Source organism: Methylobacterium sp. M6A4_1b (genome assembly GCF_053345175.1).
In genome coordinates this window covers 53,813-68,483 of the sequence record NZ_JBKEZQ010000014.1, presented here as the reverse complement: position 1 = coordinate 68,483, position 14,671 = coordinate 53,813, and the positions used below count along the sequence as shown (strand labels likewise).

At 68.3% G+C, this 14,671-nt stretch carries 20 protein-coding genes; 9 read left to right on the top strand and 11 right to left on the bottom strand.

Annotated features, from left to right (window positions below; all coding sequences use genetic code 11):
- Positions 1–20 precede the first annotated feature (20 nt).
- Complete coding sequence (locus ACLBWX_RS15000; RefSeq protein WP_447677822.1) at positions 21–959, bottom strand: 50S ribosomal protein L11 methyltransferase; 939 nt, start codon at positions 957–959, stop codon at positions 21–23.
- Between the two features lie 158 nt (positions 960–1,117).
- Here ACLBWX_RS15000 and ACLBWX_RS14995 point away from each other — a divergent pair, with 158 nt between their 5' ends.
- From ACLBWX_RS14995 to ACLBWX_RS14975, 5 genes are all read left to right on the top strand, one after another.
- Positions 1,118–1,321: a hypothetical protein gene (locus tag ACLBWX_RS14995; RefSeq protein ID WP_447677821.1), complete on the top strand. Its 204-nt coding sequence runs from the start codon at positions 1,118–1,120 to the stop codon at positions 1,319–1,321.
- Positions 1,322–1,381: 60 nt separating this feature from the next.
- Complete coding sequence (gene modA, locus ACLBWX_RS14990; RefSeq protein ID WP_447677820.1) at positions 1,382–2,185, top strand: molybdate ABC transporter substrate-binding protein; 804 nt, start codon at positions 1,382–1,384, stop codon at positions 2,183–2,185.
- Between the two features lie 10 nt (positions 2,186–2,195).
- The gene (modB, locus tag ACLBWX_RS14985; protein ID WP_447677819.1) at positions 2,196–2,909 is read left to right on the top strand and encodes a molybdate ABC transporter permease subunit; all 714 of its coding nucleotides are present in this window, start codon (positions 2,196–2,198) and stop codon (positions 2,907–2,909) included.
- Positions 2,910–2,913: 4 nt separating this feature from the next.
- Positions 2,914–4,023, top strand: a complete 1,110-nt coding sequence (gene modC, locus ACLBWX_RS14980; protein WP_447677818.1) for a molybdenum ABC transporter ATP-binding protein — start codon at positions 2,914–2,916, stop codon at positions 4,021–4,023.
- Positions 4,024–4,171: 148 nt separating this feature from the next.
- The gene (locus ACLBWX_RS14975; protein ID WP_447677817.1) at positions 4,172–4,567 is read left to right on the top strand and encodes a flagellar protein FlaG; all 396 of its coding nucleotides are present in this window, start codon (positions 4,172–4,174) and stop codon (positions 4,565–4,567) included.
- Positions 4,568–4,684: 117 nt separating this feature from the next.
- Here ACLBWX_RS14975 and ACLBWX_RS14970 read toward each other — a convergent pair whose 3' ends face one another.
- Positions 4,685–6,799, bottom strand: a complete 2,115-nt coding sequence (locus tag ACLBWX_RS14970) for a flagellin N-terminal helical domain-containing protein (protein WP_447677816.1) — start codon at positions 6,797–6,799, stop codon at positions 4,685–4,687.
- Between the two features lie 243 nt (positions 6,800–7,042).
- On the opposite strand from ACLBWX_RS14970, the gene ACLBWX_RS14965 reads away from it, so the two are divergent.
- Positions 7,043–7,450 (top strand): flagellar biosynthesis repressor FlbT, encoded by a 408-nt coding sequence (locus ACLBWX_RS14965; RefSeq protein ID WP_447677815.1) that lies wholly within the window; start codon positions 7,043–7,045, stop codon positions 7,448–7,450.
- Between the two features lie 85 nt (positions 7,451–7,535).
- Here the strand turns inward: ACLBWX_RS14965 and flaF are convergent, their stop codons facing one another.
- Positions 7,536–7,895, bottom strand: a complete 360-nt coding sequence (gene flaF / locus ACLBWX_RS14960; RefSeq protein ID WP_055947312.1) for a flagellar biosynthesis regulator FlaF — start codon at positions 7,893–7,895, stop codon at positions 7,536–7,538.
- Between the two features lie 171 nt (positions 7,896–8,066).
- Here flaF and ACLBWX_RS14955 point away from each other — a divergent pair, with 171 nt between their 5' ends.
- On the top strand, positions 8,067–8,312 hold the full coding sequence (locus tag ACLBWX_RS14955; protein ID WP_447677814.1) for a hypothetical protein: 246 nt from the start codon (positions 8,067–8,069) through the stop codon (positions 8,310–8,312).
- A 14-nt stretch (positions 8,313–8,326) separates the two neighbouring features.
- Here the strand turns inward: ACLBWX_RS14955 and ACLBWX_RS14950 are convergent, their stop codons facing one another.
- From ACLBWX_RS14950 to ACLBWX_RS14920, 7 genes are all read right to left on the bottom strand, one after another.
- Positions 8,327–8,467 carry a hypothetical protein gene (locus ACLBWX_RS14950; protein WP_447677868.1) on the bottom strand — a complete coding sequence of 47 codons (141 nt, stop codon included), beginning with the start codon at positions 8,465–8,467 and terminating at the stop codon, positions 8,327–8,329.
- 89 nt (positions 8,468–8,556) lie between these two features.
- Positions 8,557–8,868, bottom strand: a complete 312-nt coding sequence (locus ACLBWX_RS14945; protein ID WP_447677813.1) for a hypothetical protein — start codon at positions 8,866–8,868, stop codon at positions 8,557–8,559.
- A gap of 157 nt (positions 8,869–9,025) precedes the next feature.
- The gene (locus ACLBWX_RS14940; RefSeq protein WP_447677812.1) at positions 9,026–9,556 is read right to left on the bottom strand and encodes a metallophosphoesterase family protein; all 531 of its coding nucleotides are present in this window, start codon (positions 9,554–9,556) and stop codon (positions 9,026–9,028) included.
- Between the two features lie 22 nt (positions 9,557–9,578).
- Complete coding sequence (locus ACLBWX_RS14935) at positions 9,579–10,679, bottom strand: energy transducer TonB family protein (protein ID WP_447677811.1); 1,101 nt, start codon at positions 10,677–10,679, stop codon at positions 9,579–9,581.
- Positions 10,680–10,682: 3 nt separating this feature from the next.
- Positions 10,683–11,177, bottom strand: coding sequence for a protein TolR (gene tolR, locus ACLBWX_RS14930; protein ID WP_447677810.1), 495 nt, complete (start codon positions 11,175–11,177; stop codon positions 10,683–10,685).
- 163 nt (positions 11,178–11,340) lie between these two features.
- Positions 11,341–12,033 (bottom strand): MotA/TolQ/ExbB proton channel family protein, encoded by a 693-nt coding sequence (locus ACLBWX_RS14925; protein WP_447677809.1) that lies wholly within the window; start codon positions 12,031–12,033, stop codon positions 11,341–11,343.
- Positions 12,034–12,099: 66 nt separating this feature from the next.
- Positions 12,100–12,501, bottom strand: a complete 402-nt coding sequence (locus tag ACLBWX_RS14920) for a Tat pathway signal protein (protein ID WP_447677866.1) — start codon at positions 12,499–12,501, stop codon at positions 12,100–12,102.
- A gap of 582 nt (positions 12,502–13,083) precedes the next feature.
- Between ACLBWX_RS14920 and ACLBWX_RS14915 the strand changes: the two genes are divergently transcribed.
- Both ACLBWX_RS14915 and ACLBWX_RS14910 read left to right on the top strand, forming a co-directional pair.
- Complete coding sequence (locus ACLBWX_RS14915; RefSeq protein ID WP_056214570.1) at positions 13,084–13,521, top strand: Hsp20 family protein; 438 nt, start codon at positions 13,084–13,086, stop codon at positions 13,519–13,521.
- Between the two features lie 75 nt (positions 13,522–13,596).
- The gene (locus tag ACLBWX_RS14910; RefSeq protein WP_055947330.1) at positions 13,597–13,881 is read left to right on the top strand and encodes a BQ00720 family protein; all 285 of its coding nucleotides are present in this window, start codon (positions 13,597–13,599) and stop codon (positions 13,879–13,881) included.
- Here ACLBWX_RS14910 and ACLBWX_RS14905 read toward each other — a convergent pair.
- Positions 13,868–14,659 carry an alpha/beta hydrolase gene (locus ACLBWX_RS14905; RefSeq protein ID WP_447677808.1) on the bottom strand — a complete coding sequence of 264 codons (792 nt, stop codon included), beginning with the start codon at positions 14,657–14,659 and terminating at the stop codon, positions 13,868–13,870. The genes ACLBWX_RS14910 and ACLBWX_RS14905 overlap by 14 nt on opposite strands.
- Positions 14,660–14,671 lie beyond the last annotated feature (12 nt).

Sequence of the window (14,671 nt, the reverse complement as noted above, 5' to 3'; positions counted from 1 at the left end):
CGCCCAGGGTTACGCCGGGCTCAGAGGGGCCGCAACCGCGTCCGACGCGGGCGCGGTGCCGCGCCGCCGCGCTTCAGCACGAGCGTCGCCCAGCCCTCGATCAGCCCGTGCCGGGCGAGATGGAAGCCGCGATGCCGATAGGTGGAGAGCACGCCGGGCACGTCGCGCTCGATGAGGCCGGACAGGATCAGCACGCCGTGGTCGGCCACCACCGCCGTCAGGGACGGCGCCAACCCCTTCAGGGGTCGCGCCAGGATGTTGGCGAAGACCACGTCGAAGCGGCGCGGACGGTCGGCCAGCGGATGGCGCACGCCGGGTCCCTGGTAGAGCCTGAGCACGGGTCCGAGGCCGTTGAGGCGGGCATTGCCGATGGCGGTGGTCACCGCCTCCGGGTCGAGGTCGCCGGCGACGACCGGACTGTGCAGGTATTTCGCCGCCGCGAAGGCGAGGATGCCGGTGCCGGTGCCGACATCGAGCACGTGGGCCGGGCGCCCGCGCTTGAGGATCCCGGCGAAGGCCCGGAGGCAGCCCAGGGTGGTGCCGTGATGGCCGGTGCCGAAGGCGAGCGCCGCCTCGATCTCGATGGCGAGGTCGTTGGCACGGACCGTGTCGCGGTCGTGGCTGCCATGGACGAGGAAGCGGCCGGCCCGCACCGGCTTCAGGCCCTCCAGGGAGGCGCGCACCCAATCCTGCTGGTCGATGGTCTCGAAGGTGGCGACGTCCGCCTGCGTGCCGACCACGGGACGGATCAGGTCGCGGATCATGTCCTCGTCGGGCGCGTCGGCGAAGTAGGCTTCCAGGCGCCAGGTCCGGCCGTCCTCGGCCTCGAAGGCGGCGACCGCCGTCTGCGTCGGATCGAACATCTCGCCCAGCAGGTCGGTCATCGCGCGGGCCGAGCCCTCGTCGGTGAGGAGGCGCAGGACGTGGGTCGGGCGGTGGGGAGGCAGGCCTTCTAGCATGGCCGGGGCTCTACCACCCACGCGGTTCTGCCGCCACCACGCATCTGCGACGTCCCGCCGCCGCGTGGCGCTCAAGCTTGGCCGGAACCGAATTTCGGCATCCGCGTTTGCTGTCGCTTCTCCAGCTTCATTTCGATGTCGGAGCGTGCGTTGTGCGTATGAAAATCAGAAGAACCGGTGGTCGAACGCCGGTCGTCCTCGCCGAAAAGTCCAAGGCCCGCCGGCGCCTCGCGCGTGAGCGCGGGGTCTTTTCCGACGCCGAGCCCCTGACGGGACCGATGCCGGGGCCGATGCTGGTCCTGCTCAGCCGCCTGCACCGCTCCGAGCGTCCGCTCCGCGACGAGGACGAGTACGGCACCTGAACCGGTCGGCGCCCATCCGTGCTATGGCGGGCGCTCCGGCAAGAACGTGAGAGCAGGGCGATGAATCGGACGAGACGGGTGTTGCTCGGCGTGGTCCTGGGCGTGGTGGGCAGCCTTGGACTCGCCCGAGGCATCGCCCCGGCGCGGGCCGAGACGCCCGTATTGGTGTTTGCTGCCGCCAGCCTCAAGAACGCCCTCGACGAGGCCGCCGCCGCCTGGACGAAGGAGACCGGCAGGACCGCCAGGATCTCCTACGCGGCCTCCAGCGCGCTGGCCAAGCAGATCGAGGCCGGCGCGCCGGCCGACCTGTTCGTCTCCGCCGATCTCGCCTGGATGGACTATGTGGCGGACCGGGACGGCCTCAAGCCGGGCACGCGCGCGAACCTCCTGCGCAACGCCCTCGTGCTGATCGCCCCGAAGGATTCGCCCGTGGCCGTGGACCTCAAGCCCGGGCTCGACCTCGCCAGGCTCCTCGGCGACGGGCGCATCGCCATGGGCAACGTCGAGGCGGTGCCGGCGGGCAAGTACGGCAAGGCGGCGCTCGAGAATCTCGGCGCCTGGGACGGCGTGAAGGGCCGGGTCGCCCAGGCGGAGAACGTGCGGGCGGCGCTCCTGCTCGTGGCCCGCGGCGAGGCGCCGCTCGGCATCGTCTACGCCACCGATGCGGTCTCGGACCCGAGCGTGAAGGTGGTCGCCACCTTTCCGGCCACGAGCCACCCGCCCGTGATCTATCCCGTGGCGCTGACGAAGGATTCGACCAACCCGGATGCGGCGGCGCTCCTCGCCTACCTGCGCAGCCCGGCCGCGCGCAATTGCTTCGAGCGTCAGGGCTTCTCGGTGATCGGCGCCGAGAACCGGACCTGATCGCCCGGTCTTGCTCCATCCGATCCCGGACCGGCTCGGCCTGACGCCGGAGGAATGGTCCGCCATCGCCCTCAGCCTGCGCGTGGCCGGGGTCGCCACCCTGGCGAGCCTCGCTCCGGGCCTGGCCGTCGCCTGGGTCCTGGCGCGCCGGCGTTTCCCCGGGCGGGCGCTCCTCGACGGGCTGGTGCATCTTCCGCTCATCCTGCCGCCGGTGGTGACCGGCTACCTCCTGCTCCTCGCCTTCGGCCGGCGCGGCACTTTCGGGGCCTTCCTGGCCGATCTCGGCATCGTGCTCTCGTTCCGCTGGACCGGGGCGGCACTCGCCTGCGCGGTGATGGGGTTTCCCCTGATGGTGCGGGCGATGCGCCTCTCCTTCGAGGCCGTCGACATCCGGGTCGAGCAGGCCGCCGCCACCCTCGGCGCGGGACCGCTCGCGGTCTTCCTCACCGTGACGCTGCCCCTCGCCCTGCCCGGCGTCCTCGCCGGCGCGGTGCTGGCCTTCGCCAAGGCGATGGGCGAATTCGGCGCCACCATCACCTTCGTGTCGAACATCCCCGGCGAGACCCAGACCCTGCCCTCGGCGATATACACCCTGACCCAGGTGCCGGGCGGCGAGGCGGGGGCCTTACGCCTCACCCTGGTCTCGGTGGCGATCTCGATGGCGGCCCTGCTGGTCTCCGAATTCCTGGCCCGCCGGGTCGGACGCCGGATCGGGGCGGCCTGAAGCGATGACGCTCACGGTCGATCTCGCCCTGGCGCGTGGCGCCTTCCGCCTCGACGCGGCCTTCGCCGCGCCGTCTGGGCTCACCGCCCTGTTCGGACGCTCGGGTTCGGGCAAGAGCACGGTGATCGCCTGCCTCGCCGGGCTGGCCCGGCCCGACCGGGGCCGGATCATCCTCCAGGGTGAGACCTTGCTCGACACCGACCGCGGCTATGCGGTGCCCGCCCATCGCCGCCGCATCGGTACCGTGTTCCAGGAGGCGCGGCTGATGCCCCACCTCTCGGTCCGGCAGAACCTCGCCTACGGGCGCTGGTTCGCGCGCGGACGCCGGGATGCCGCCGGCCTGGAGCCGGAGGCGGTGGTCGCGCTCCTGGGGATCGGCCACCTCCTCGACCGGCAGCCGGCCGGGCTCTCGGGCGGCGAGGGCCAGCGGGTGGCGATCGGCCGGGCGCTGCTCTCCCGGCCCCGCCTGCTCCTGATGGACGAGCCGCTCGCCGCCCTCGATGCCGAGCGCAAGGCCGAGATCCTGCCGTTGATCGAGCGCCTGCGCGACGCGGCCGGGATCCCCATCGTGTATGTCAGCCATGCCGTGCCGGAGGTGGCGCGGCTCGCCGACACCATCGTGGTGCTGGAGGAGGGGCGCGTCGCCGCCGCCGGAGCCGCCGAGGGCATCCTGCGCCGGGGCGACCTCGGTGCCTTCCACGCGGCCGAGGCCGGCGCGCTCCTCGACATGGTGGTGGAGGCCGATGCTCCGAACGCGGGGCTGACGCTTCTTTCGGGGCGAGCCGGGCGGCTCCTGGTGCCACGCCTCGCACAGGCGGTGGGAACCGGTCTGCGCGTCCACATCCCCGCGCGCGACGTCCTGATCTCCCTCGACGAACCGGTCGGCCTGAGCGCCCGCAACCGCCTGAGCGGCCAGGTGCGCGCCCTGCACGTCCAGGCGGGGGGGACGGTGCTGGTGGAGGTGGATTGCGGCGGAGCCGTTCTCTCCGCGCGCCTGACGCGCGCCTCCGTCCACGAGCTCGGCCTCACGCCCGGCCGACCGGTCTTCGCCATCGTCAAGAGCGTCGCCTTCGATCCGCATGGAATGGGGCGCGCGGCCGCCGTCGAAATCTGAGGGGTCGTTAAAATTCGATGCACCGCCTTGGCATCCGCTTGATCATGCGCGCCAAGAAGGGTCCGGCCGGACCGCTTCCTTAAGATCGCATTCACGCCGCGCGTCTTGTCTGGTGGCGGAATGCGAGAGCCGCGATCAGGAGCGTGCCATGTCCATCACCAGCATAGCCGTCACGCCACCGACCCGCGTCACCGGCGCGACGCCGGCGCCGAGTCTTCCCATCCAGCCCGTGCAGGCCTCGGCCCCCCTCGCACCGGCGGTGCGGGTCGAGATCCGCGGTCAGGACCAGGGCTCCGATCCCCGGTCCGGGATCGCCCGCGCGCCGGCCCCGGAGGAGAACGCCAAGCCGGCGCAGGCCGCGATGGAGCCCCGCATCCGGATCGACCAGGACACCAAGGCGGTGGTCTACCAGGAGGTCGACCCGAATTCGGGGGACGTCGTCGTCCAATTGCCCGACCCGGTGGTGCTCAAGGCCCGTGCCTATGCGGAGGCCGCCGAGGCCCGCGCCAAGCCCGCCGCCCGCCCCCTCGACCGCACCGCCTGAACCGCAGAGCCGATACGAAACGAAGAGAAGGCCGGGACGCTGAGCCCCGGCCTTCTCTTTTGCGGTCTGTGAAAACAAGAAGGACCGCCGGCCCGAGGGCCGGCGGCGGGCTCGTTCCTAGCGGAGGAGCTGCAGGATGCCCTGCTGCGCCGTGTTGGCGAGCGAGAGGGCGGAGATGCCGATCGACTGGCGGGTCGACAGGGCCTGCGAGTTGGCGGCTTCCTCGTTGAGGTCCGCGTTCGTCAGGTTGGCCGCACCGGTGTCGAGGATGTTGATCAGGTTCTTCGAGAAGTCCTGACGGTTCTGCACGATCGACAGGTTCGAACCGAAGGTCGAAGCCTGGGCGCGAAGTTGGCTGGTGGCCTGGGTGATGGCGGTCAGCGTCTTGTTGATCTCGTCGTCGGTCTGGAAGCCGCCGGTCACGGACGTCAGACCGAGACCATCGGAGTCGAGCTTGGCGCCCGAGATGCTCAGGCTGGACGTGCCCGTCTCGTTGAAGGTCACCTTCAGGGAGTTCTCGCTCGGATCATCGCCGCTGCGGTAGAGCAGATTGATGCCGTTGTAGCTCGAATCCTTGGCCTGCTGGGTGATTTGGTTCAGGATCTCGTTGAACTGCTTCGACAGGGTGGTACGGGTCGAATTGGTCGAGCCCGTGCTATCCTTGCCAGTAGCAGTTACGGCTTTCGCAGAGTTCGCCTGAGTGCCAAAACCGATATCATCACCGCCAGTTGCACCCTGTGCGGCCTGCACCGTGATCGTCTGTTTTGCGTTTGCCGCCGTTGAGCTGATAACAAGCTTATTGTCGGCACCGAAGCTGGCTACTACGTTACCGGCAAGGCCGGTATCTGCGTTAATCTGCTTGTTAATCGCGTCCAAAATCTCCGAACGCTTTGTCGCTGATGCGGTAGCAGCGCCGATCTTTGTTGCAGAGAGGTCGATTTTCTTCGCAGGGCCATCGCCGAGCTTGATCGTGAAAGAGGCATCAGCGGTGATGCTAATGCCCGCATCTGCAACAGCAACAGTACCGTTCGCAACAGCCTTTGCTGAACCATCAGTAGCATCGGCACCCGAAGCAGAAAGGCCAGTCGCAGCAGTGCCGGCAGTACCAGCTACGAAGGTACCCGTTGTATATGTACCAGCACCGTAACCAACGTTAACAGCAGTCTTTCCAGAGTCTACGGCTGCTCCAGTGACTGACACAGCACCATCCGAACCCTTTTCCTGAGAGGTAAAAACAAGGGAACCAGTTGCGGATGTCGCGGTCACAGTCAAAGAAGAGCCAGCCGCTTTAAGCTGTAGCTGAATTGCCGAAGCAATATCATTCGCATCGTGCGTAGAGCCTGTTGCTCCCAGCTTGTCACCGGAGTCGTTGTATACGGTATCTTTATCCAGCGTGATGTTGTAGCTGCTAAAACCATCGCTAACTGTCAGCTTCGATTGCGATGCTGCTGCGGTGAAATCAAGAGCAGTGGCGATGGCAGAAGTTGCAGTGTTCTTGGCGCTAGTCAAAGTTCCCTGGGCCGCTCCAAAGCCAATATCAAGCGTCGAGTTTTTCGATCCAGCAACTGAAAGCGACTGTGTCGAACCAGATCCAGTGGTAGAGAAAGCAATCCGACCGTCCGATGCAACGGAAGCCGCAAGCTTCCCCTTAAGTGCACCACTGTTCGAAATTTGGCTGTTGATCGCGCTTACAACTTGATCGGCAGTAACCTTAGTCAGATCTCCGGTCGTGCTCTTCAGCGTAGAAGAGTCAAGCCGGATCGTTGTCGAGGTTTTACCCCCATCGATCGAAACGTCGATAGAGCCATCTTTTGCAAGCGACGAAAAATCCTGGGTACCAGTCGCACTACCAGCAAGACCAGCAAAAGACTTGGTGCCGCTCACGGTAGCAGCAGAAGCAGCCGTACCGCTGGAAACTGCGCTCTTGTCGGCCAGCGCCTGATTCGCGGTGGACTTGGCCGAATCGACCAGCTTCTGGATCGAGGTGATGCCCTGGTTGGCGGCCTGGATGGTCTGGACGCCGTTCGAGATGCCGTTCAGGAGCGAGCCGAGATCGCCCGAGCGGCCGGTCAGGGACTGCGAGGTGAAGAAGCTCGTCGGGTCGTCGAGGGCCGAGTTGACCTTCTTGCCGGTGGAGAGGCGGTTCTGGGTCTGGGTGAGGAGGTCGGCCGTGCCCTGCAGCGAGAGCAGGTTCTGGCGGGTCGCGGCGGTAAGGGTGATGCCTGAGGACATGGTGTTCGATCCATTCTGATCGGTGCGCCTCCGTTTTTGGAGACCCGTGCACAAGACCACCCATCCCTTGCGATCGACTTAATAGGCGCACCGAACAAAAGCTTACGGCGATCGGTCGATTGCGGATGGTTTGAAAAAGTCTCTTTTTCTTCAAAGCGTTGGCCGTCCGAGGCAACGGCGCCGTTGAGATCTTGTTAACCAAGATCGGTGAAGGTGCGGGGGAGGTCCGGAACGAGTGTCGCCATGCCCCTGAAGATCGAGCTCAAGCCGTTCGAGCGCCTGCTGATCGGGGGCACGGCGATCCGCAACGGGTCCCGCCGCTCCAGCTTCGTCATCGAGACCGTGACGAAGTTCCTGCGCGAGAGCGACATCATCCTGGAGAGCGAGGCCGATACCGCCTGCAAGCGCCTCTACGTGACGCTGACGGTGATGTACCTCGCCGAGGTCACGCCGGAGGCGGAGGACCTGTTCATCACCCAGGCCAACGCGCTCATCGCGGCGGCGCCCAGCATGGCGCCCTACCTGCGCGACATTCACGACTTCATCGCCGCGCGCGACCTCTACCGCGCGCTGAAGCGCTGCAAGGAGCTGATCCAGTACGAGCAGTCGCTGGCCGAGAGGCTGGCGCCCCCCGCTGCGTCCGAGGGGTGACGCGCGGAAGAACGGTGGCGAATCGAAAGAGCCCGCCGCTGGGAAGCGGCGGGCTCTTTCGATTTGGGTCCTGCCGTGGCGCGGCCTACATGCGCAGGCCGGCGGCGATGTTCTGGTTGATGCTGATGAGGGCGGAGAGCTTCTCGGCGCTCGGCTCGATCAGCGTATCGATCATCCGCTTGAAGACGAAGGTCGAGAGCTCGGCGATGTTGTTCTTGATCTCGATCGGCAGCGGGCTCTCGGGCGCGGTGGCGGCCCCGGCGATGATGGTCCAGACCTTCTGGTTGAAGTTCAGCGCTTCGTTCAGGGCGGGCGCCTGATTGGTCCAGTCGGTCTGGATCGCCTGGAGGCGGGTCGCGGCCTTGATCAGCACGGCGGCTTCCGCCTCGCGCGGCGACAATGCGGTCTGTGCAACCCGGGCATAGGCGCTGGCGCCGTACGACATCGCTGGATCCTCCTTCAACGGCGCAGACCTGATTCGGGGCGCGGAGGAGACCTTAGGCATTCGATTGTTAAGGGATCGTAAGATCGATCCGTGCCGTAATCATGCCGGGATATGCGAAGAGGGAGAGCGGGCGTCCGCGCGGGTCACGCGCGGGATGCCGGATTCCACCACATGATGAATTTCGTTCTCGGTACGGTCGCGGGCGGGTTGCTGGTCGGACTCGTCACGATCTCCGCCGTCCGCCAGCCGGCCGTCCAGGCCAAGCTCGGCCTCTTTCCCGTTTCCAGCGCCCTGATGATGCCGGCGGCGAAGTCGCCGGACGCACCTCGCCCCGATCCGGGCTGCCGACAGGCTGCGGTGGTCGGCCAGCCGGACATGCTGTTCTCGAAGCGCCGGTTCTGGTTCGTCGCCCCCTGAGACGGCGCCGCGTCTCAGATGCTGCTGATCAGGAACATCACCATCGTGGTCGCCACGGTGGTGCTGACGAAGCCGCAGAGGGCGGCCGCGAAGGACGGGCCGGTGGAGAGGCTGCGATCCGTGCTGTTCAGGTCGAGGGCGGCGATGGTGTTCATGATGTCTGACCTTGGCGGCGAATCATCGGCCGCGTGTGAGTTCACAGTGAAACGAAGCGCGGCGGTCGGGCGTGCGGACCCGCACGCGATCAGTCGCAGCGATGGGCGCGCTTGGCGACGCGCAGGGCACGCGACTCGCTGCGCAGGTCGATGGCGATGACGCCCGCGCCGCAATCCTCGAACGCGTCACGCGCATCGGCGTAGCGGTCGCCGATCTCGTCGAGGGTGTCGCAGGCGCGGTCGTGGTTGCCGAGTCGGGCCTCCTGGCGGAACTGGTAGCGCAGGGCGTTGGCTTCATCGATCTTGCGCTGGGCATCGAGGCAGGCCGGTGCCGCGAGGGCAGGGGCCGCGAGGCTCACAAGCAGGGTGGCGGCGAGGGGAAGTCGAAGCGATTGACGCATGAGGACACCTGAAGATGGGGACACTGAGCGTGCGGCCGGTGAACTGACTTCATCGAACGTTCGAGAGTGTCCGCAAGATCACGACCGACATCTCCAAGATTGTTCTGGATGATGGCGCTCATCTCGCGTTCAGGTTCCGGAAACGGCAAACCCACCGCTAAGGTTCCACGATTTTGTGCGGTGCCGTCCGTCGCCGGCGTGACACCAGGATCGCGGCGAGGGAGACGGGTGACGCTCCCTGCGCGTCGACGCCGACGTCGTACTGCCGGGGGATCGGCTTCAGCTTGTTGTGGGAGTGCCCATGCAGGTTGAGGGCACCGCGCCCGATCCCGTTCCAGGTCCGGAAGGCGTAGTGGCAGAGCACGAGGCGGCGTGCATCCACGGTGACCTCGGCATAATGCGAGACCGAGGCCCAGCCGGCGGCCCGCAGCGTCCCGGGTCCGTCATTGTTGCCGACGACGAGGTGCTTCACGCCCGGCAGGGCCGCCAGGATCTCGGCGATGCGGGCGTCGGAGGGGCCGAGGGCGAAGTCGCCGAGGTGCCAGACTTCGTCCTCGGGTCCCACCACGGCATTCCAGGCGGCGATCAGCGCGGCATCGTGGGCCGCGAGGTCCGGATAAGGCCGCTTGTCGATCCGCAGGATGCGCGGATCGCCGAAATGCGTGTCGCTGGTGAACCAAACGGCCACGGCGGCCTCCCGTCGGCCGCGATCAGCGGCCGGGGCTGAAGCGCAGGGGCACGGTGACGGCGAGGCTGTTCAGCGCGATGCCGGCCGGCGCCGGCGGCAGGGAGCCGCGCACCGTCGCGAGGGCCGCGCTGTCGATGGCGCCGACGCCGCTGCTGCTGGCCAGGCCCGAACTCAGGACCTGGCCGGAGCGGGACACGGTGAACCGGACGACGGCGACACCACCGCTGGTTCCGGCCGCCGCGTTCGCGTTCATCCGGCCCCGGATCGCCGAACTCAGCATGCCCTGCCAGGCCCGAAGGGCGTTCGGATCGTTCCCGCCGGCGGCGGCGCCGGCGCTGCTCTGGCGCGAGGCGGAGGCCGAGTTCTGCTGGGCGCGCCCCTCGCTCGCTGCGGCCGACGCCCGGCGGGCGGCTTCCTTGGCGGCCTTCGCCTTGGCCTCCTTGGCGGCCTCGCGCCGAGCCTCGGCGACCGCCTCGCGGCGCTCTTCCTGCTCGGCCTTCAGGCGCGCCTCGCGGTCGGCCTTCCGCTTGGCCTCGCGCTTGGCCTCGAGAATCTTGGCCATGTCGGGCTTCGGCTTCTCCACCTCCACGGGCTTCGGGGCCTCGGCGACCGTCGGCGGGGGCGGCGCGAGGGCCGGGGCTTCCGGCGCGGTCGAGGTGATCACCTGATCCTCGGGCGGCGGCTCGGCCACCGCTTCCACGGGTGGCGTGACCGGAGCCTCCGGCGGCTCGGCCATGGTGGTGGCCTCGGGCGCGACCGGCGTCGCGTCCGGCGGCGGCGGGACGGTCGCCTCGGGGGGCGTCACCTCGGTGGTCTCCAGGGGCTTCGTCACCGGAACGGCCTCCGGCGTCTCCACCGGGTTCGCCTCGGGCGGGGCCGGCGCCTGCGCCGCCTGTTCGGCCGGCGCCTGGGTGTTCGCCTCCGTCATCTGCGGCGCCAGATCGATCGTGACGACGTTCTCGCCCGGGGGCGTGGTCGGCGCCGTGCCGAACAGCGCCATGCCGACGAGCGCCGCGACGTGCAGGGCGAGGGCGGCGAGGAAGGCGGCGGTGAGTCCGGACGGGCCGCGCTGCTCCGGCTCGGCGGTCGTCACGAAGGCGCTGTTGGGATGCAGGGCGTTCATGGATTACTGCGGCGTTCCGCCGGCGGGGGCCGGAGCGGCGGCCGGAGCCGAGGGCAGAGCCCCGCCGGGGGACTGGGCGATCAGCGAGACCTTGGTGAATCCGGCCTGACCGACGAGACCCATCACCTCCATGATCTTGCCGTAGGGCACGTCGCGGTCGCCGCGCACCAGCATCACCTGGGTGGGATCTTGAGCCGCCAGGGCACGCAGGCGCGGCATGATCGCGTCCGGGGTCAGCTCCTCCTTGGCGAGGTAGGGCTTGCCGTCCTTGTCGATGGAGATCTCCAGCGGCTTCTTGGCCTGGGCGACCTTCTGGGCCGTGGTCTTGGGCAGCTGCACCGGTACGCCCGTGGTCATCAGGGGGGCGGCCACCATGAAGATGATCAGCAGCACGAGCATCACGTCGACCATCGGGGTGACGTTGATCTCGGACATCGGCGCCGCGTCGAGGCCGTCCTCGTCGTCGCCGCCGCCGGCGCGGATCGAACCCATTGCCATCGTGGAGCGGCCCTCCGGGGCCAGGGCGGATGGCGATCAGGCCGGTCCGCCGCACAGGTTGCTGTCGGGAATCGGCGCTCGCGCGGCGCCGAAGCAGGTCTCGGTGAAACAGGTCTTGGTGAAGCGGGTCTCGGTGAGACAGGTATCGGTCAGGACGGAACGGTCACTCGGCGGCGGCGGCGCGCCCATGCACGGTGCGGTCGCGCGCGAGGCGGTTGCCGAGGATGCCGATGCTGGACACGAAGCTCGACTGGACCCGGCCGACATCGTTGATGAGCTTGTTGTAGGCCATCACCGCCGGGATCGCGACGATGAGGCCGATGGCGGTGGCGAACAGCGCCTCGGCGATGCCCGGCGCCACCACGGCCAACGAGGTGTCCTGGCTCTTCGCGATCGACGAGAAGGAGTTCATGATGCCCCAGACCGTGCCGAACAGGCCGATGAACGGCGCGGTCGAGCCTGCGGTGGCCAGGAGCGGCAGGCCGGTCTGGAGGCGCTTGATCCGGCTGGTGAGCGTCGCGCGCATGGCGCGCTCGATGCGGTCGCGACGCTCGGCCCGGGTCTCGCTGGCATCCTGGTCGCGCCAGGCCTCGACGGCCGCCCCCGTGATCTGGGCGTCGATGCCGCCGCCCGAGGATTCGAGCGCCCCGCCGGAGCGCACCAGCACGTCGAAGGCCTTGGCCTGACGCTTGGCGGCGGCGATCCGCACGATCTTCTCGAACACCACGGTCCAGCACGCGATCGAGGCGACCACGAGCAGGATCATCACGCCCTTCACGATCGGATCGGCCTGCAGGAACAGTCCGATGAAGGAAAAGTCGTGGGCGACTTCGGCCGGTGCGGCGGTCGGATCCATGGCGGTCTCTCTCGATGGGGGCGGTGTTCGGCGCGCGGACGGTGTCGTGGGTTTCGGATGCGCCGATCAGCGCACGAAGGCGGCGGGCGTCTTGCTCTCGGTCTCGATGCGATCGAGGCAGGTCTCGCGGCTGGCCTCGCCACCCTCGCAGGCGAGGACGTCGTTGAGGAGCAGGCGGCTGATCTTCGGGCAGGCGATGCCGGGGAAGTCGAAGAGGCGGACCATGGTCTTGCGGTCCTGCACCGGTCCCAGTTCCACGGAGAGGCGCTTCTGGGCGATGCCCTCGGGGTCGAACGCGAAGAGGTCGACCTTCAGGGATTTCAAAGCCGGACCGCGGCTGTTGTCCACGAGGAGGTAGGTCCGGCAGGCGTCGCCGGCCGGCTCCAGGCGGTTCAGTTCGAGCTTCAGGGGCGGGGCCGCGGCCTTGCTCTCCTGGGCGGCGGCCGCCGTGGCCAGGCCCGCAAGCATCGTCAGGGATGCGAGAAGGGAGGCGGCAGGCCGCGCCACGACGAACCGATTCCTCCGCACGTTCCTCCGCAAGGGCCGTTCTCCGATCACGCCGCGCACTCCGCCAAAGGTCCTCGCCGCCAGCCGCGACGCTCGTCCGGTTCCCGGGCAGGGCCTGGTCCGGCGCGGTGTCGCGACGGTCCAGCCCAGTCCCGATTCGGGTTCGCCAATGCCGAGGGGCGTGGTCCGAGAACCGCGATCCGTGCGCTGACTGATGCGGGGTGGGCATATCCGAGGACCCGACCGCAGATCAAGCTCCGGGCCGAATATCAGAGGAATTCCAAACTGTTACTCGGGGCCTGCATGCGGCTAAGCTCGTCGTCTGCCGAACGGTCCCGATCCGGATTGCCGAAAACACCTGAGGCCTCAGGGGGTAACGGGGCCCTGCGCCCGAGGGTCCGGGCCCTTGATGCGCCCGGGAGCGGTCTCCATATCGCGAGGACCGGCGCGACATCGCCGGGAGGGGTGCTGCCCAGGCGGGCCCCGATCGCCGAAGTGCCTCATGAAACTCTGTTTCGGGCTTCGCTGGAAGGACATGCGTTCGTGACGACCCGGCCCTCACCGTTCGGACATCCCTTTCTCCTCGGGTTCGATGAGATCGAGCAGGCCCTCGACCGGGTGTCGAAGGCGGCCAACGACGGGTATCCGCCCTACAACATCGAGCGTCTGGCGCGCACCGAGCATCAGCCGGAGCGCCTTCGCATCACGCTGGCGGTCGCAGGCTTCACCCGCGACCAGCTCGACGTGATGCTGGAGGAGAGCCAGCTCGTCGTGCGGGGTCGGCAGGTCGATGACAAGACCCGGCAGTTCCTGCACCGCGGCATTGCCGCGCGGCAGTTTCAACGCGCCTTCCTGCTCGCGGACGGCATGGAGGTGATGGGTGCCGACCTGTCGAACGGCCTGCTGTCCATCGATCTGACCCGGCCAGAACCGGACAGGATCGTGCGCAAGATCGCCATCGCGTCCCGTGACGAGGCCTGACGCCCGGGCTTCGACGCCACATCGACCGCCGGGCATGGTCCCGGTGTACCGCTCTGCCAAGAAGGAGGGCAGTCCATGACCGAGTTCAACACCAATCCGCTCACCCAGGCCGATCTCGACCCGGCGGAGTTCAACGTGGCCGATCTCGCGGCACTCGGCGAGGGACACATCGCCTACGTGCGCGCCATCCGCTCGGACGAAGTGAAGCGCATCTTCCCGCAGGCGCCGGACCTGACCCCCGGACTCGATCTGTTCGCGCTCCTCTCCGCCAGCGGGGCCCCGATCCTGCTCGCCGATTCCCGGGATGCCGTGGTGGCCAACGCCGCCGCCAACGATCTCTACACGGTCAGCCTGCACTAGGCGGCATATCGGCCACCGCCGCCAGCAGCCGCGCGAGATCCTGCGGTCGCGACAGGCGGTGGTCGCCGTCGGCGATGAGGGTGAGGAGGGTGCCGGCCTTCGGCAGTCTCTCCACCACGCGAAGAGCGTGGGTGTAGGGCACGTCCGGGTCGTCCATGCCCTGCAGGATGTGGACCGGGCAGCCGGGATCGAACGCATCTCCCAGAAGGCAGTGGCTTCGCCCGTCCTCGATGAGGGCGTGTGTGATCGGGACCGGACTCGGATCGTAGGCGCTCGGACGGAACCAGGCGCCGTCTCGTTCGATCTGCGCCCGGATCTCAGGCGGGAACCGGTCCCACAGAAGGCTCTGGGTGAAATCCAGGGCCGGTGCGATCAGGAGGAGGCCCGAGGGTGCCGGTCGACCCTGTCGCACGAGCGCGCGCGCGACGAGGCAGGCGATCCAGCCGCCCATCGACGATCCCACCAGGATCGGCCGTTCCGCTGCATGCGCGGCGATCACCGCCTGCGCGTCGGCGAGCCAGGTGGAGATCGTGGCCTCGGCGAACACGCCACCCGACTCGCCGTGCCCCGTATAGTCGAAGCGTATCAGGGCGCGGCCCTCTCGCGCGGCCCAGGCATCGAGGGCCATCGCCTTCGTAGCGCCCATGTCGGAGCGGAAGCCCCCGAGCCAGACCAGAGGCGGACCGTCTCCCATCCGCCGCCGTACCGCGATCCGGCGTGCCGCGGCTCCCGTGCCGACCTCGATGAAGTCCGGAGCCTCGCCCTGCGCAGACGTCATTCGTTAACCCTC

Bases quoted from the DNA above. Each gene is read 5' to 3' on its own strand.
- ACLBWX_RS15000 (WP_447677822.1), bottom strand. From the start codon at position 959: ATGCTAGAAGGCCTGCCTCCCCACCGCCCGACCCACGTCCTGCGCCTC.
- ACLBWX_RS14995 (WP_447677821.1), top strand. From the start codon at position 1,118: ATGAAAATCAGAAGAACCGGTGGTCGAACGCCGGTCGTCCTCGCCGAA.
- modA (WP_447677820.1), top strand. From the start codon at position 1,382: ATGAATCGGACGAGACGGGTGTTGCTCGGCGTGGTCCTGGGCGTGGTG.
- modC (WP_447677818.1), top strand. From the start codon at position 2,914: ATGACGCTCACGGTCGATCTCGCCCTGGCGCGTGGCGCCTTCCGCCTC.
- ACLBWX_RS14975 (WP_447677817.1), top strand. From the start codon at position 4,172: ATGTCCATCACCAGCATAGCCGTCACGCCACCGACCCGCGTCACCGGC.
- ACLBWX_RS14970 (WP_447677816.1), bottom strand. From the start codon at position 6,799: ATGTCCTCAGGCATCACCCTTACCGCCGCGACCCGCCAGAACCTGCTC.
- ACLBWX_RS14965 (WP_447677815.1), top strand. From the start codon at position 7,043: ATGCCCCTGAAGATCGAGCTCAAGCCGTTCGAGCGCCTGCTGATCGGG.
- flaF (WP_055947312.1), bottom strand. From the start codon at position 7,895: ATGTCGTACGGCGCCAGCGCCTATGCCCGGGTTGCACAGACCGCATTG.
- ACLBWX_RS14955 (WP_447677814.1), top strand. From the start codon at position 8,067: ATGATGAATTTCGTTCTCGGTACGGTCGCGGGCGGGTTGCTGGTCGGA.
- ACLBWX_RS14950 (WP_447677868.1), bottom strand. From the start codon at position 8,467: ATGAACACCATCGCCGCCCTCGACCTGAACAGCACGGATCGCAGCCTC.
- ACLBWX_RS14945 (WP_447677813.1), bottom strand. From the start codon at position 8,868: ATGCGTCAATCGCTTCGACTTCCCCTCGCCGCCACCCTGCTTGTGAGC.
- ACLBWX_RS14935 (WP_447677811.1), bottom strand. From the start codon at position 10,679: ATGAACGCCCTGCATCCCAACAGCGCCTTCGTGACGACCGCCGAGCCG.
- tolR (WP_447677810.1), bottom strand. From the start codon at position 11,177: ATGGCAATGGGTTCGATCCGCGCCGGCGGCGGCGACGACGAGGACGGC.
- ACLBWX_RS14925 (WP_447677809.1), bottom strand. From the start codon at position 12,033: ATGGATCCGACCGCCGCACCGGCCGAAGTCGCCCACGACTTTTCCTTC.
- ACLBWX_RS14920 (WP_447677866.1), bottom strand. From the start codon at position 12,501: ATGCTTGCGGGCCTGGCCACGGCGGCCGCCGCCCAGGAGAGCAAGGCC.
- ACLBWX_RS14910 (WP_055947330.1), top strand. From the start codon at position 13,597: ATGACCGAGTTCAACACCAATCCGCTCACCCAGGCCGATCTCGACCCG.
- ACLBWX_RS14905 (WP_447677808.1), bottom strand. From the start codon at position 14,659: ATGACGTCTGCGCAGGGCGAGGCTCCGGACTTCATCGAGGTCGGCACG.